General features: G+C 67.4%; 13 protein-coding genes and 1 tRNA gene. 11 read left to right on the forward strand and 3 right to left on the reverse strand.

What is annotated here, in order from left to right:
* Positions 1–80: 80 nt before the first annotated feature.
* Positions 81–1,136, forward strand: a complete 1,056-nt coding sequence (locus tag ACZ7IB_RS06740) for a UDP-N-acetylmuramate dehydrogenase (RefSeq protein ID WP_470909799.1) — start codon at positions 81–83, stop codon at positions 1,134–1,136.
* Between the two features lie 12 nt (positions 1,137–1,148).
* Here the strand turns inward: ACZ7IB_RS06740 and ACZ7IB_RS06745 are convergent, their stop codons facing one another.
* The gene (locus ACZ7IB_RS06745; RefSeq protein WP_470909801.1) at positions 1,149–1,784 is read right to left on the reverse strand and encodes an NAD(P)-dependent oxidoreductase; all 636 of its coding nucleotides are present in this window, start codon (positions 1,782–1,784) and stop codon (positions 1,149–1,151) included.
* Positions 1,785–1,871: 87 nt separating this feature from the next.
* On the opposite strand from ACZ7IB_RS06745, the gene ACZ7IB_RS06750 reads away from it, so the two are divergent.
* Positions 1,872–2,477 (forward strand): TetR/AcrR family transcriptional regulator, encoded by a 606-nt coding sequence (locus tag ACZ7IB_RS06750; protein WP_470909802.1) that lies wholly within the window; start codon positions 1,872–1,874, stop codon positions 2,475–2,477.
* Here ACZ7IB_RS06750 and ACZ7IB_RS06755 read toward each other — a convergent pair.
* A complete protein-coding gene (locus ACZ7IB_RS06755; protein WP_470909804.1) occupies positions 2,384–3,547 on the reverse strand; it encodes an adenosine deaminase in 1,164 nt (387 codons plus the stop codon). The two genes, ACZ7IB_RS06750 and ACZ7IB_RS06755, sit on opposite strands and share 94 nt — an antisense overlap.
* A 120-nt stretch (positions 3,548–3,667) precedes the next feature.
* Positions 3,668–4,894 (reverse strand): pyridoxal phosphate-dependent aminotransferase, encoded by a 1,227-nt coding sequence (locus ACZ7IB_RS06760; protein ID WP_470909805.1) that lies wholly within the window; start codon positions 4,892–4,894, stop codon positions 3,668–3,670.
* Between the two features lie 225 nt (positions 4,895–5,119).
* Here ACZ7IB_RS06760 and ACZ7IB_RS06765 point away from each other — a divergent pair.
* The 9 genes from ACZ7IB_RS06765 (at position 5,120) to rpoB (ending at position 14,430) form a co-directional block, all read left to right on the forward strand.
* Positions 5,120–5,192: transfer RNA gene (locus ACZ7IB_RS06765), tRNA-Trp, on the forward strand.
* 106 nt (positions 5,193–5,298) lie between these two features.
* Positions 5,299–5,586 (forward strand): preprotein translocase subunit SecE, encoded by a 288-nt coding sequence (secE, locus tag ACZ7IB_RS06770; protein WP_470909807.1) that lies wholly within the window; start codon positions 5,299–5,301, stop codon positions 5,584–5,586.
* 73 nt (positions 5,587–5,659) lie between these two features.
* Complete coding sequence (nusG, locus tag ACZ7IB_RS06775; protein WP_470909809.1) at positions 5,660–6,568, forward strand: transcription termination/antitermination protein NusG; 909 nt, start codon at positions 5,660–5,662, stop codon at positions 6,566–6,568.
* A gap of 176 nt (positions 6,569–6,744) precedes the next feature.
* Positions 6,745–7,179, forward strand: a complete 435-nt coding sequence (gene rplK / locus ACZ7IB_RS06780) for a 50S ribosomal protein L11 (RefSeq protein ID WP_006126872.1) — start codon at positions 6,745–6,747, stop codon at positions 7,177–7,179.
* Between the two features lie 81 nt (positions 7,180–7,260).
* A complete protein-coding gene (gene rplA / locus ACZ7IB_RS06785; RefSeq protein WP_266358741.1) occupies positions 7,261–7,983 on the forward strand; it encodes a 50S ribosomal protein L1 in 723 nt (240 codons plus the stop codon).
* Between the two features lie 162 nt (positions 7,984–8,145).
* Positions 8,146–9,045, forward strand: a complete 900-nt coding sequence (locus ACZ7IB_RS06790) for an SCO4651 family lipoprotein (RefSeq protein ID WP_470909811.1) — start codon at positions 8,146–8,148, stop codon at positions 9,043–9,045.
* A 275-nt stretch (positions 9,046–9,320) separates the two neighbouring features.
* The gene (gene rplJ / locus ACZ7IB_RS06795) at positions 9,321–9,851 is read left to right on the forward strand and encodes a 50S ribosomal protein L10 (RefSeq protein ID WP_266358738.1); all 531 of its coding nucleotides are present in this window, start codon (positions 9,321–9,323) and stop codon (positions 9,849–9,851) included.
* 111 nt (positions 9,852–9,962) lie between these two features.
* Positions 9,963–10,346 carry a 50S ribosomal protein L7/L12 gene (gene rplL / locus ACZ7IB_RS06800; protein WP_470909812.1) on the forward strand — a complete coding sequence of 128 codons (384 nt, stop codon included), beginning with the start codon at positions 9,963–9,965 and terminating at the stop codon, positions 10,344–10,346.
* A 598-nt stretch (positions 10,347–10,944) separates the two neighbouring features.
* The gene (rpoB, locus tag ACZ7IB_RS06805; RefSeq protein ID WP_470909813.1) at positions 10,945–14,430 is read left to right on the forward strand and encodes a DNA-directed RNA polymerase subunit beta; all 3,486 of its coding nucleotides are present in this window, start codon (positions 10,945–10,947) and stop codon (positions 14,428–14,430) included.
* Positions 14,431–14,510: the final 80 nt, after the last annotated feature.

The following is a 14,510-nucleotide window of genomic DNA, read 5'->3' on the forward strand; positions in this document are numbered from 1 at the left end:
TAGCGCTGGGACCGGTGGGGGCGGTGCCTGTTTTGTGCCCCCGCCGGGGGGCGGGGCCCACGGACCGTACTCTTGTCCCCGTGCAGGAACTCCACGACGCCCCCCTCGCCCCCCTGACCACCTTCCGGCTCGGCGGCCCCGCCGCCCGCCTTCTCACGGCGACGACCGACGCCGAGGTGATCGAAGCCGTGCGCGAGGCCGACGAGAGCGGCACCCCGCTCCTCGTCATCGGCGGCGGCAGCAACCTGGTCATCGGCGACAAGGGCTTCGACGGCACCGCCCTGCGCATCGCGACCGAGGGCTTCGCCCTGGACGGTACGACGCTGGAACTGGCCGCCGGGGAGGTCTGGACGGACGCCGTCGCCCGCACCGTCGAAGCCGGTCTCGCAGGCATCGAGTGCCTGGCCGGAATCCCCGGTTCCGCGGGGGCGACGCCGATCCAGAACGTGGGCGCCTACGGCCAGGAAGTGTCCTCCACTATCACGGAGGTCGTCGCCTACGACCGGTACACCCGCGAAACGGTGATCATCCCGAACACCGAGTGCGCATTCTCGTACCGGCACAGTCGTTTCAAGGCCGAACCCGACCGCTTCGTGGTGCTGCGTGTCCGCTTCGAACTGGAAGAGGCGGGCGGTCTGTCCGCGCCCCTGAAGTACCCCGAAACGGCCCGCGCCATGGGCGTCGAACAGGGCGAGCGCGTGCCCGCCGCGGCCGCCCGTGAAACGGTGCTCAGGCTCCGCGCCGGCAAGGGCATGGTGCTGGACCCGGAGGACCATGACTCCTGGTCGGCCGGCTCCTTCTTCACCAACCCGATCCTGGAAGAGGCGGAGTACGAGGCGTTCCTCGCCCGCGCCAAGGACCGGCTCGGCCCCGAGGTGACGCCCCCCGCCTTCCCCGCGGGCGGGGGACGCACCAAGACCTCCGCGGCCTGGCTCATCGACAAGGCCGGTTTCACCAAGGGATACGGCGCGGGACCGGCCCGTATCTCCACCAAGCACACGCTCGCGCTCACCAACCGCGGCGGCGCGACCACCGAGGACCTCCTCGCGCTCGCCCGTGAGGTCGTCGCCGGAGTCCACGAGGCATTCGGCGTCACGCTCGTCAACGAACCCGTGACGGTCGGCGTGAGCCTGTAGCAGGCGCGCCGCTCAGTACGCCACGCCCACGCCCTGCTTCACCGCCGCCGGATCGTCGACCAGCGCCAGCATCGCGTGCGCCACGTCGGCCCGCGAGATGGACCGGCCGCTGCGCGGGTTGCTGCCGTAGACCGTGCGGTACGTCCCCGTCAGCGGCCCGTTGGTGAGCTTCGGCGGCCGTACGGACGTCCAGTCCGTCGCGCTGCGGGCCAGCGCGGCCTCCATCAGCGTCAGGTCCGCGTAGACCTCCTTGAGGATCGCCCCGATCACCTTCAGCATCATCCGGTCCAGCAGCGGGTCGTCCGCGGGCTTCGGCGCGACCGGGGCCGCGCTGACCACCAGCAGCCGCCGCGTCCCCTCGGCCTCCATCGCCCGCAGCACCGACCGGGTGAGCCGCTCGGCGATCCCGTCGGCCTTCCGGCCGCGCGAGCCGAGACCGGAGAGCACCGCGTCCCGGCCCGCGACCGCCTCGCGCAGCGCCTCCGGGTCGTCGATGCGCGCCGCCGTGTGGACCTGCACGTCGGAGAGCGGGACGGGCAGTCGCGCCGGATCGCGGACCACCGCCGTCACGTCATGGCCCGCCGCCACCGCCTGGCGGACGATTTCCCGACCGATGCCGCCCGTCGCACCGAACACCGTGATCCTCATTGCGCACCCTCCCAGGGTGGGTAAGTATTCACTCACCCCTAGAGTGAGCGGATACTCACCACCTCGTCAAGCTTCATTGGAGTGCACATGGAGCAGAAGCCGGCCCGCGTCCGCATCATCGACGCCGCCCATCAGCTGATGCTCACCATCGGCCTGGCCCGCGCCACCACCAAGGAGATCGCCAGAGCCGCAGGCTGCTCGGAGGCCGCGCTCTACAAGCACTTCCCCAGCAAGGAAGAGCTGTTCGTGGCCGTGCTCAAAGAGCGGCTGCCCAGGCTGAACCCGCTGCTGAATCGGCTCATCGCGACCCCTGGAGCGGGGGAGCGCACCGTCGAGCAGAACCTCACCGAGATCGCCCGCCAGGCCGCCCTCTTCTACGAACAGAGCTTCCCGATCGCCGCCTCGCTGTACGCCGAGCCCAGGCTCAAGGAACGCCACAACGCGGCGATGAGGGAGCTGGGCACCGGCCCGCACATGCCCATCCGCGGCCTGGACGCGTATCTGCGCTCCGAGCAGGCCGCCGGGCGGGTGCGGGCCGACGCGGACACCTATGCGGCCGCGTCGCTGCTCCTGGGAGCCTGTGCGCAGCGGGCGTTCGCCTACGACGCCACGGAAGGCGGGGGGCCGCCGCAGTCCCTCGACGCGTTCGCCGCGTCCGTGGCCAGGACGCTGGTACAGGGCGTCGGGGCGTAGGCCGGGCCCGTCCGGCGGCCGGGGGAAAACAATCCCGGACCAGGTTCCTGGCCCGCCGGCTTCGACAGCCAGTCATCGATGCCCGCCAGGAGCTCCGTCCGTACCGTGGCCGGCGCTGCGGAGCCGCGTACCGACTGCCTTGCCAGTTCCGCCAGCTCCTCGTCCGTGAACGCGTGGTGGCGCCGTACGAGGTCGTACTGCGCGGCCAGCCGGGAGCCGAAGAGCAGTGGATCGTCCGCACCCAGCGCCATCGGCACCCCGGCTTCGAACAGTTTGCGCAGGGGTACGTCGGCGGGCTTCTCGTAGACGCCCAGCGCAACGTTCGACGCCGGGCACACCTCGCAGGTCACCCCGCGCTCCGCCAGCCTGCGCAGCAGCCGCGGGTCCTCGGCAGCCCGTACGCCGTGCCCGATCCGGGCCGCGTCCAGATCGTCCAGACAGTCCCGCACGCTCGCAGGGCCGGCCAGCTCGCCGCCGTGCGGGGCCGCCAGCAGACCGCCGTCGCGGGCGATGGCGAAGGCCCGGTCGAAGTCCCGGGCCATTCCGCGGCGCTCGTCGTTGGAGAGCCCGAATCCGACGACGCCCCGGTCCACGTACCGCACCGCGAGCCGGGCCAGCGTCCGGGCGTCCAGCGGATGCTTCATCCGGTTCGCCGCGATCACCACCCGGATCGGCAGACCGGTCTCGCGCGACGCGCTGTCCACCGCGTCCAGGATGACCTCGATCGCCGGGATCAGCCCGCCGAGCAGCGGGGCGTACGACGTGGGATCGACCTGGATCTCCAGCCAGCCGGAGCCGTCCGCGACGTCCTCCTGAGCCGTTTCGCGCACGAGCCGCTGGATGTCCTCGGGGGCCCTCAGACAGGACCGGGCGATGTCGTAGAGCCGCTGGAAGCGGAACCATCCGCGCTCGTCCGTGGCCCGCAGCCTGGGCGGCTCGCCGCCGGTCAGGGCCTCCGGCAGATGCACGCCGTACTTGTCGGCGAGTTCGAGCAGGGTCGTGGGCCGCATCGACCCGGTGAAATGCAAGTGCAGGTGGGCCTTGGGCAACAGCCGTACATCACGCTCCATCCCAAGATCCTGCCGCACACGTGGGGTCCAGCGGTAGCCGCTTTCCCCATCGGGTTGACCAACGAACAGACAAGCGACCCCCGGCCGGAGCCGGGGGTCGCCCACTGAATTCAGTACGTGCTAGGCCTTGGCCTCGCCCAGCAGCTTCTGGAGCCGCGAGATGCCCTCGACGAGGTCGTCGTCACCCAGGGCGTACGAGAGCCGCAGGTAGCCCGGTGTGCCGAAGGCCTCGCCCGGTACGACCGCGACCTCGGCCTCGTCCAGGATGAGCGCCGCCAGCTCGACCGCGGTGGCCGGACGCTTGCCGCGGATCTCCTTGCCGAGCAGCTCCTTCACCGAGGGGTACGCGTAGAACGCTCCCTCGGGCTCCGGGCACAGCACGCCGTCGATCTCGTTGAGCATCCGGACGATGGTCTGCCGGCGCCGGTCGAAGGCGGTACGCATCTCGGCGACCGCGTCCAGGTTCCCGGAGACGGCGGCCAGCGCTGCGACCTGGGCGACGTTGGAGACGTTGGACGTGGCGTGCGACTGCAGGTTGGTCGCGGCCTTGACGACGTCCTTCGGGCCGACGATCCAGCCCACCCGCCAGCCGGTCATCGCGTACGTCTTGGCGACACCGTTGACCACGATGCACTTGTCACGCAGTTCGGGCACGATCGCGGGCAGTGAGGTGAACTTCGCGTCGCCGTAGACCAGGTGCTCGTAGATCTCGTCGGTGAGCACCCACAGGCCGTGCTCGACGGCCCAGCGGCCGATCGCCTCGGCTTCGGCCTCGCTGTACACGGCGCCGGTCGGGTTCGACGGGGAGACGAACAGGACGACCTTCGTACGCTCGGTGCGCGCCGCCTCCAGCTGCTCGACGGAGACCCGGTAACCGGTGGTCTCGTCGGCCACGACCTCCACCGGGACACCGCCGGCCAGCCGGATCGACTCGGGGTAGGTGGTCCAGTACGGAGCCGGGACGATGACCTCGTCGCCCGGGTCGAGGATCGCGGCGAACGCCTCGTAGATGGCCTGCTTGCCGCCGTTGGTCACCAGGATCTGGGAGGTGTCGACCTCGTAGCCGGAGTCGCGCAGCGTCTTCTCCGCGATGGCGGCCTTGAGCTCCGGGAGCCCTCCCGCCGGGGTGTAGCGGTGGTACTTCGGGTTGCGGCAGGCCTCGACCGCGGCCTCGACGATGTAGCCGGGGGTCGGGAAGTCGGGCTCACCGGCACCGAAGCCGATCACCGGACGGCCGGCGGCCTTGAGGGCCTTGGCCTTGGCGTCGACGGCGAGGGTGGCGGACTCGGAGATTGCACCGATGCGGGCGGAGACCCGGCGCTCGGAGGGAGAAGTTGCAGCGCTCATGGCCCCCATGGTCCCAGACCGCGATCCCTGTCGGCGCAGGGGTTTCAGGGACCGGACAGGACTCGGACAGCATGCGGACAACATGCGACCAGGAGTTGTCGGGAGCTATCTGTTCGACGCCGGGCCGCTGAACACGTACACTCACCTGTCGTTGGCCTTCACCAGCCGCACCGTTCCTGCACCCGGAGCATCGGGGAAGATGCGGTAGGTTGGTGGAAACCACAAAGGGTCGTAGCTCAATTGGTAGAGCACTGGTCTCCAAAACCAGCGGTTGGGGGTTCAAGTCCCTCCGGCCCTGCTACACACTCCTTCGCCAGGATGTGTGCGCATGTACGTACTTCAATGCATCGCCGTGCGGCTCCACCGGGCGCGGCACGGCCATGACCCGGAATCAGGTGAGAAGCGTGACGGACGCCGTGGGCTCCATCGACATGCCTGATGCCGAGGATGAATTGCCCGAGTCGAAGAAGAAGACCCGGAAGGGCGGCAAGCGCGGTAAGAAGGGTCCTCTGGGCCGCCTCGCGCTGTTCTACCGCCAGATCGTCGCCGAGTTGCGCAAGGTTGTCTGGCCGACTCGAAATCAGCTGACGACGTACACCACAGTGGTGATCGTCTTCGTCGTCGTCATGATTGGTCTGGTGACCGTGATTGACTTCGGATTCCAGCGGGTCATCAAGTACGTCTTCGGCTGATCCCGCGGAGGGCGCCTCATGGGCGCCCCTTTCGCATGTTCCACCCATTTGTATCCAGGAAGAAGCAGCCACCGTGTCTGACCCGAACCTGAACGACGCCGTCGAGCCGACGGCGGGCGCCTTCGAGTCCGCCGAGGACGAGCTCGACATCGTCGAGGGGGCGGACGCCGAGGAGCCGGACCAGGCCGAAGCTGCCGACGCCGCCGCAGACGAGCCCGCCGAGCAGGCCGCCCTGCACACCGAGGACGACGACGAGGCCGCCGAGGCCGACGCCGGTTCCGAGAGCGGCGAGAACGACGAGAGCGACGACGAGTCCGCCGAGGCCGATGAGGAAGCCGGGGAAGAGGCCGAGCCGGCCGCCCCCGTCGATGCCGTCACCGCCCTGCGCGAGGAGCTGCGCGGCCTTCCCGGCGAGTGGTACGTCATCCACACGTACGCCGGTTACGAGAAGCGCGTGAAGGCCAACCTGGAGCAGCGCGCCGTCTCGCTCAACGTCGAGGAGTTCATCTACCAGGCCGAAGTGCCCGAGGAAGAGATCGTCCAGATCAAGAACGGCGAGCGCAAGAACGTCCGCCAGAACAAGCTCCCGGGCTATGTCCTGGTGCGCATGGATCTGACGAACGAGTCCTGGGGCGTCGTGCGTAACACCCCCGGCGTCACCGGCTTCGTGGGCAACGCCTACGACCCGTACCCGTTGACCCTGGACGAGATCGTCAAGATGCTCGCCCCGGAGGCCGAGGAGAAGGCCGCCCGCGAGGCCGCCGAGGCCGAGGGCAAGCCGGTTCCGTCCCGCAAGGTCGAGGTGCAGGTGCTCGACTTCGAGGTGGGCGACTCGGTCACCGTCACCGACGGCCCGTTCGCGACGCTGCAGGCGACGATCAACGAGATCAACGCCGACTCGAAGAAGGTCAAGGGTCTCGTCGAGATCTTCGGCCGCGAGACGCCGGTCGAGCTCAGCTTCGACCAGATCCAGAAGAACTAGCGGCTTCCCGCCAGTTTCTGGACACATGCCTACCCAGCAGGTCAGACCGGCTTCACAGCCTGTCTGACCTGCTCGGTTTTTGGTCGCGCAGCTATACCCGTTATCGTTGTGCGGTATGCCTCCATCCGGATGACCGGACGGCGGCGAAAAACTCTCACTAGGACCCGGAGAGAGCAATGCCTCCCAAGAAGAAGAAGGTCACGGGGCTTATCAAGCTCCAGATCAACGCCGGTGCGGCCAACCCGGCCCCGCCGGTCGGCCCCGCGCTCGGCCAGCACGGCGTCAACATCATGGAATTCTGCAAGGCCTACAACGCCGCGACCGAGTCGCAGCGCGGCATGGTCGTGCCGGTGGAGATCACGGTCTACGAAGACCGTTCCTTCACCTTCGTCACCAAGACTCCGCCGGCCGCGAAGCTGATCCTCAAGGCCGCGGGAGTGGAGAAGGGCTCCGGCGAGCCGCACAAGACCAAGGTCGCCAAGCTGACGGCTGCCCAGGTCCGTGAGATCGCCACGACGAAGCTCCCCGACCTGAACGCCAACGACCTCGACGCCGCGTCGAAGATCATCGCTGGCACCGCCCGTTCCATGGGCATCACGGTCGAAGGCTGATTCAGCCCCTCACGTCCTCAGTGGTAGGGCCAAGCGCTGGCCCGCACCACGACTCCACACCCTGAAACCACAGGAGTAGAAGTGAAGCGCAGCAAGAACCTCCGCGCTGCGGACGCCAAGATCGACCGGGCGCGCAACTACGCCCCGCTCGAGGCCGTCCGTCTCGCCAAGGAGACCGCCTCCACCAAGTTCGACGGCACCGTCGAGGTCGCGTTCTGCCTGGGTGTTGACCCTCGCAAGGCCGACCAGATGGTCCGTGGCACCGTGAACCTCCCGCACGGCACCGGCAAGACCGCCCGGGTCCTGGTCTTCGCGACCGGTGACCGTGCTGCGGCCGCGGAAGCCGCGGGCGCCGACATCGTCGGCGCCGACGAGCTCATCGACGAGGTAGCGAAGGGCCGTCTGGACTTCGACGCCGTCGTCGCCACCCCGGACCTCATGGGCAAGGTCGGCCGCCTCGGCCGGGTGCTCGGTCCGCGTGGTCTGATGCCGAACCCGAAGACCGGCACCGTCACCCCCGATGTCGCGAAGGCTGTCAACGACATCAAGGGCGGCAAGATCGAGTTCCGCGTCGACAAGCACTCGAACCTGCACTTCATCATCGGCAAGGTCTCGTTCGACGACACCAAGCTGGTGGAGAACTACGCAGCGGCGCTGGAGGAGATCCTCCGTCTGAAGCCGTCCGCCGCCAAGGGCCGCTACATCAAGAAGGCCACCCTGGCCACCACGATGGGCCCCGGCATCCCGCTGGACGCCAACCGCACCCGTAACCTCCTCGTCGAGGAGGACCCGGCCGCCGTCTGAGCCTCAGCGCTCGGCAGCAAGCCGCGTCACGTGTGACATTGACGGGCCCCGCAACCTTTCGAGGTGCGGGGCCCGTCCTCGTATCCGTATGTAACCGGTGGCTGTGTCGGAGCTGTGCGTTAGCGTGAGGCTCCGAGAGCCGAACGAGGGGTGGAAGCGGACATGAGGACCAGTACCGTGCGACGTTTGAGTCTGTCGATAGCGGTGGCGGCGGCGCTGACGTCGGTCGCGGCCTGCGGGGGATCTGACGGCAGCGGCGACAACCGCGGCAGCGCCGTGGTGAAGGCCGACCCCATCGCCGCGTTGCGCGACGTACAGAAGAAGACCGGTGGGGAGAACTCGGCGAAGGTCGAGGGCACCACCCAGATGGGCACCACCATGTCCATGAAGCAGAGCGGCACCATCGACTGGACCGACGGTCTCACCGGCACCATGGAGATCACGTACACCGGCGGCAGCATGGCGGACGCCATGAAGCAGAACGGTGGCGGCGGCACGATGCAGGCCCGCTATTTCAAGGACGGCTACGTCGTCAACATGGGCGACGCCTTCGCCAGGCAGGCCGGCGGCAAGCACTGGATCAGCTACGGCTACGCCGACCTCGCCAAGCTCGCGGGCGCCTCCGGCGAGGCGATGAAGCAGCAGATGCAGAACACCACCCCCGACCAGGGTGTGAAGTCCCTGCTGGCCTCCGGTGACGTGAAGAAGGTCGGCCAGGAGGACGTACGCGGGGTCTCCGCCACGCACTACTCGGGCACCGTCGACGTCGCCGAACTGACCGCGAAGAACTCCGCGCTCGATGCCGGCCAGCTCGACCAGCTGAAGAAGCAGCTGAGCGCCGCCGGAATCACCACGGAGAAGGTCGACATCTGGGTCGACGAGAACAACCTGCTGGTCAAGAAGACCGAGCGCGGCCAGATGAAGACCGGCGAGCTCAATTCGACGGTGTACTACAGCGACTACGGCACCGAGGTCTCGGCCGAGAAGCCTCCGGCCGGCGACACGGTCGACTTCACCGATCTTGTGAAGCAGCAGCAGGGGGCCGGTTCGGGCACGAACTAAACCTCCCGCACCGCCCGAAGAGGGACGGATTTGCTCGGCGCGACCCCGGTCGCGTACTCTCCTACAGAAGCCAAAGACCGCTGGTCGTTGCTGTGCTCTCGCAAGAGGGAACAGCAACCGAAGGATCCGTTGAGTACGGGCGACCTGCGCAGGTGACTGTGGAAAGCTCCCGGACTTCGTTCGGTCGAGCTACGCCCTGGCGCCTGCGCCGGGGCGTTTCGTCTTTCCCGGCCCCTTCTGAGCGGTCCTCATCACCCGGAAGGAGGCCGACGCTCATGGCAAGGCCCGACAAGGCTGCCGCGGTAGCCGAGCTGACGGACCAGTTCCGCAGCTCGAACGCCGCCGTGCTGACCGAGTACCGGGGTCTCACTGTGGCGCAGCTCAAGACGCTGCGTCGTTCGCTCGGTGAGAACGCCCAGTACGCCGTGGTGAAGAACACGCTGACCAAGATTGCGGCCAACGAGGCCGGGATCACTTCGCTGGACGACCAGTTCACTGGTCCGACGGCGGTTGCCTTCATCACCGGTGACCCGGTGGAGTCGGCGAAGGGTCTTCGTGACTTCGCCAAGGACAACCCCAACCTCATCATCAAGGGCGGTGTCCTTGATGGTAAGGCGCTGACCGCGGATGAGATCAAGAAGCTCGCGGACCTCGAGTCCCGCGAGGTTCTGCTCGCCAAGCTGGCGGGCGCCATGAAGGGCAAGCAGACTCAGGCTGCTCAGGTCTTCCAGGCGCTCCCGTCGAAGTTCGTCCGCACCGCGGAGGCGCTTCGTGCCAAGCAGGCCGAGCAGGGCGGTGCCGAGTAATTCGGCTCGCGCAATGATCGTCGCTTGACTGAGCGACGGTCGCAGCGGGCCGAACGTACGCCCGCCTACATGTAACTCCGGCACCTGCCGAATTAGTGGAAGGACGCCATCATGGCGAAGCTGTCCCAGGACGACCTGCTCGCGCAGTTCGAAGAGATGACCCTCATCGAGCTCTCCGAGTTCGTGAAGGCCTTCGAGGAGAAGTTCGACGTCACCGCCGCCGCCGCGGTCGCCGTTGCCGCCCCGGGTGCCCCGGGCGCCCCGGTCGAGGCCGCTGAGGAGCAGGACGAGTTCGACGTCATCCTCACCGGCGCCGGCGAGAAGAAGATCCAGGTCATCAAGGTCGTGCGTGAGCTGACCTCGCTGGGTCTGAAGGAGGCCAAGGACCTCGTCGACGGCACCCCGAAGCCGGTCCTCGAGAAGGTCGCCAAGGAGGCCGCCGAGAAGGCTGCCGAGTCCCTCAAGGCCGCCGGCGCTTCCGTCGAGGTCAAGTGACTCAGGGAGTCTGCTGACTCCTTCTGACTGCCTGTGCCGCACGGCACGGACGTCAAAACGTGAAGGGCGATCACCCATCCGGGTGGTCGCCCTTCGGCGTACCCGCGGCGGCTGCCTTGCTCTTCCGGCGGCGACGAGTATGGTGATCTTCGCCGTTGCCTCTCGGGGGCGGCCGGCCGGCGCCGGGAGGCGGTCCGGTGAGGACCGCGCGGCGCTGTCCCGGCAGGGGGGCCTTGACGAACCGCACGCGGCGCGCAATTCTCAGGACGCGTCGTCACATCGATCCGAATCCGAGGCATGGATCGTGGGCGAAGAGGGCAGTAAAGAAAAGCGCACCGCGCGCAAGGGCTAGCCATAGGTGTTGAGAACAGCTGTTGAGAGCAACGTGGGTCTCTGAGAACCCCGACTGGACATCAGTGTGCCGTTTGGCTACACTGACCCTTTGCGCTGCCTGTTAGCTGCCTCCTGCCCGTCACCAGAGGCATGCCCACGCTTGAGCACCGATGGCCGATCCTCCCTGACCTGGGATTTCTGTCTCCGTGTCCAACTTGGGACCGGTACGCGCGTAGTGAGTCCGAGCCCTCGGAAGGACCCCCTCTTGGCCGCCTCGCGCAACGCCTCGACCGCGAATACGAACAACGGTGCCAGCACCGCCCCGCTGCGCATCTCCTTTGCAAAGATCAAGGAGCCCCTCGAGGTTCCGAACCTCCTCGCGCTGCAGACCGAGAGCTTTGACTGGCTCCTCGGCAATGCCGCCTGGAAGGCTCGCGTCGAGGCTGCTCTGGACAGTGGACAAGACGTCCCCACCAAGTCCGGCCTGGAGGAAATCTTCGAGGAGATTTCACCGATCGAGGACTTCTCCGGGTCGATGTCGCTTACGTTCCGCGACCACCGCTTCGAGCCCCCGAAGAACTCGATCGACGAGTGCAAGGAGCGCGACTTCACGTTCGCCGCCCCGCTCTTCGTCACGGCCGAGTTCACCAACAACGAGACCGGCGAGATCAAGTCCCAGACGGTCTTCATGGGCGACTTCCCGCTCATGACCAACAAGGGCACCTTCGTCATCAACGGCACCGAGCGTGTCGTCGTGTCGCAGCTGGTCCGCTCGCCGGGTGTCTACTTCGACTCCTCCATCGACAAGACGTCCGACAAGGACATCTTCTCCGCCAAGATCATCCCGTCCCGGGGTGCCTGGCTGGAGATGGAGATCGACAAGCGCGACATGGTCGGTGTCCGTATCGACCGCAAGCGCAAGCAGTCCGTGACCGTTCTCCTGAAGGCTCTCGGTTGGACCACCGAGCAGATCCTCGAGGAGTTCGGCGAGTACGAGTCCATGCGCGCCACCCTGGAGAAGGACCACACCCAGGGCCAGGACGACGCGCTGCTCGACATCTACCGCAAGCTCCGCCCGGGCGAGCCGCCCACGCGCGAGGCTGCTCAGACGCTGCTCGAGAACCTCTACTTCAACCCGAAGCGCTACGACCTTGCGAAGGTCGGCCGCTACAAGGTGAACAAGAAGCTCGGCGCCGACGAGCCGCTGGACGCCGGCGTTCTCACCACCGACGACGTCATCGCGACCATCAAGTACCTGGTCAAGCTGCACGCCGGTGAGACCGAGACGGTCGGCGAGTCCGGTCGTTCGATCGTCGTCGAGACCGACGACATCGACCACTTCGGCAACCGTCGTCTGCGCAACGTCGGCGAGCTCATCCAGAACCAGGTCCGTACGGGTCTGGCCCGTATGGAGCGCGTCGTGCGTGAGCGCATGACGACCCAGGACGTCGAGGCGATCACGCCGCAGACCCTGATCAACATCCGGCCGGTCGTCGCCTCCATCAAGGAGTTCTTCGGCACCAGCCAGCTGTCCCAGTTCATGGACCAGAACAACCCGCTGTCGGGTCTGACGCACAAGCGTCGTCTCTCGGCTCTGGGTCCCGGTGGTCTGTCCCGTGAGCGGGCCGGCTTCGAGGTCCGTGACGTGCACCCGTCCCACTACGGACGCATGTGCCCGATCGAGACCCCTGAAGGCCCGAACATCGGTCTGATCGGTTCGCTCGCCTCGTACGGCCGCGTCAACGCGTTCGGCTTCATCGAGACGCCGTACCGCAAGGTCGTCGACGGCCAGGTCACCGACGAGGTCGACTACATCACGGCCGACGAGGAAGACCGCTACGTCATCGCTCAGGCGAACGCGACCCTCTCCGAGGAACTGCGTTTCGTCGAGCCCCGCGTCCTGGTCCGCCGCCGTGGCGGAGAGGTCGACTACGTGCCCGGCACGGACGTCGACTACATGGACGTCTCGCCGCGCCAGATGGTGTCCGTCGCCACCGCGATGATCCCCTTCCTGGAGCACGACGACGCCAACCGTGCCCTCATGGGCGCGAACATGATGCGTCAGGCGGTGCCGCTGATTAAGTCGGAGGCCCCGCTCGTCGGCACCGGTATGGAGTACCGCTGCGCCACCGACGCCGGTGACGTGCTGAAGGCCGAGAAGGACGGTGTGGTCCAGGAGGTCTCCGCGGACTACATCACCGTGACCAACGACGACGGCACGTACACCACGTACCGCATCGCCAAGTTCATGCGCTCCAACCAGGGCACCTCGGTCAACCAGAAGGTTGTCGTCTCCGAGGGCGACCGGGTCGTCGCCGACCAGGTCCTCGCCGACGGTCCGGCCACCGAGAACGGTGAGATGGCCCTCGGCAAGAACCTGCTCGTGGCGTTCATGCCGTGGGAGGGTCACAACTACGAGGACGCGATCATCCTGTCGCAGCGCCTCGTGCAGGACGACGTCCTCTCCTCGATCCACATCGAGGAGCACGAGGTCGACGCCCGTGACACCAAGCTCGGCCCGGAGGAGATCACCCGGGACATCCCGAACGTCTCCGAAGAGGTCCTCGCCGACCTCGACGAGCGCGGCATCATCCGTATCGGTGCCGAGGTCGTCGCCGGTGACATCCTCGTCGGCAAGGTCACGCCCAAGGGTGAGACCGAGCTGACCCCCGAGGAGCGCCTGCTCCGCGCGATCTTCGGTGAGAAGGCGCGCGAGGTGCGCGACACCTCGCTGAAGGTGCCGCACGGCGAGATCGGCAAGGTCATCGGCGTCCGCGTCTTCGACCGCGAAGAGGGCGACGAGCTGCCGCCGGGCGTGAACCAGCTGGTCCGCGTCTACGTCGCGCAGAAGCGCAAGATCACCGATGGTGACAAGCTCGCCGGCCGTCACGGCAACAAGGGCGTCATCTCGAAGATCCTCCCGATCGAGGACATGCCGTTCCTGGAGGACGGCACCCCGGTCGACATCATCCTCAACCCGCTGGGTGTCCCGTCCCGAATGAACCCGGGACAGGTCCTGGAGATCCACCTCGGCTGGCTCGCCAGCCGCGGCTGGGACGTCTCCGGCCTCGGTGACGAGTGGGCCAAGCGCCTGCAGGCCATCGGCGCCGACCAGGTCGCCCCCGGCACCAACGTCGCCACCCCCGTCTTCGACGGTGCGCGCGAGGACGAGATCTCCGGTCTCTTCGAGGCCACGATCCCGAACCGCGACGGCGACCGGCTGGTGCAGGCATCCGGCAAGGCCAACCTGTTCGACGGCCGCTCCGGTGAGCCGTTCCCCGAGCCGGTTTCGGTCGGCTACATGTACATCCTCAAGCTCCACCACCTCGTCGACGACAAGCTGCACGCTCGTTCGACGGGTCCGTACTCCATGATCACCCAGCAGCCGCTGGGTGGTAAGGCTCAGTTCGGTGGACAGCGCTTCGGTGAGATGGAGGTGTGGGCCCTTGAGGCTTACGGCGCCGCATACGCCCTCCAGGAACTGCTGACGATCAAGTCCGACGACGTGACCGGCCGCGTGAAGGTCTACGAGGCGATCGTCAAGGGCGAGAACATCCCCGAGCCCGGCATTCCCGAGTCCTTCAAGGTGCTCATCAAGGAAATGCAGTCGCTCTGCCTCAACGTGGAGGTGCTGTCCTCGGACGGCATGTCCATCGAGATGCGCGACACGGACGAGGACGTCTTCCGCGCGGCGGAGGAGCTCGGTATCGACCTGTCCCGGCGCGAGCCGAGCAGCGTCGAAGAGGTCTGACGGGTTGGCCGGCCGGATCTTTGTGATCCGGCCGGCTCTCCCCGGACCCGTTCAGACCATTGCTGAAGTGCCCCGATTTC

The organism is Streptomyces sp. NPDC037301, assembly GCF_055602785.1.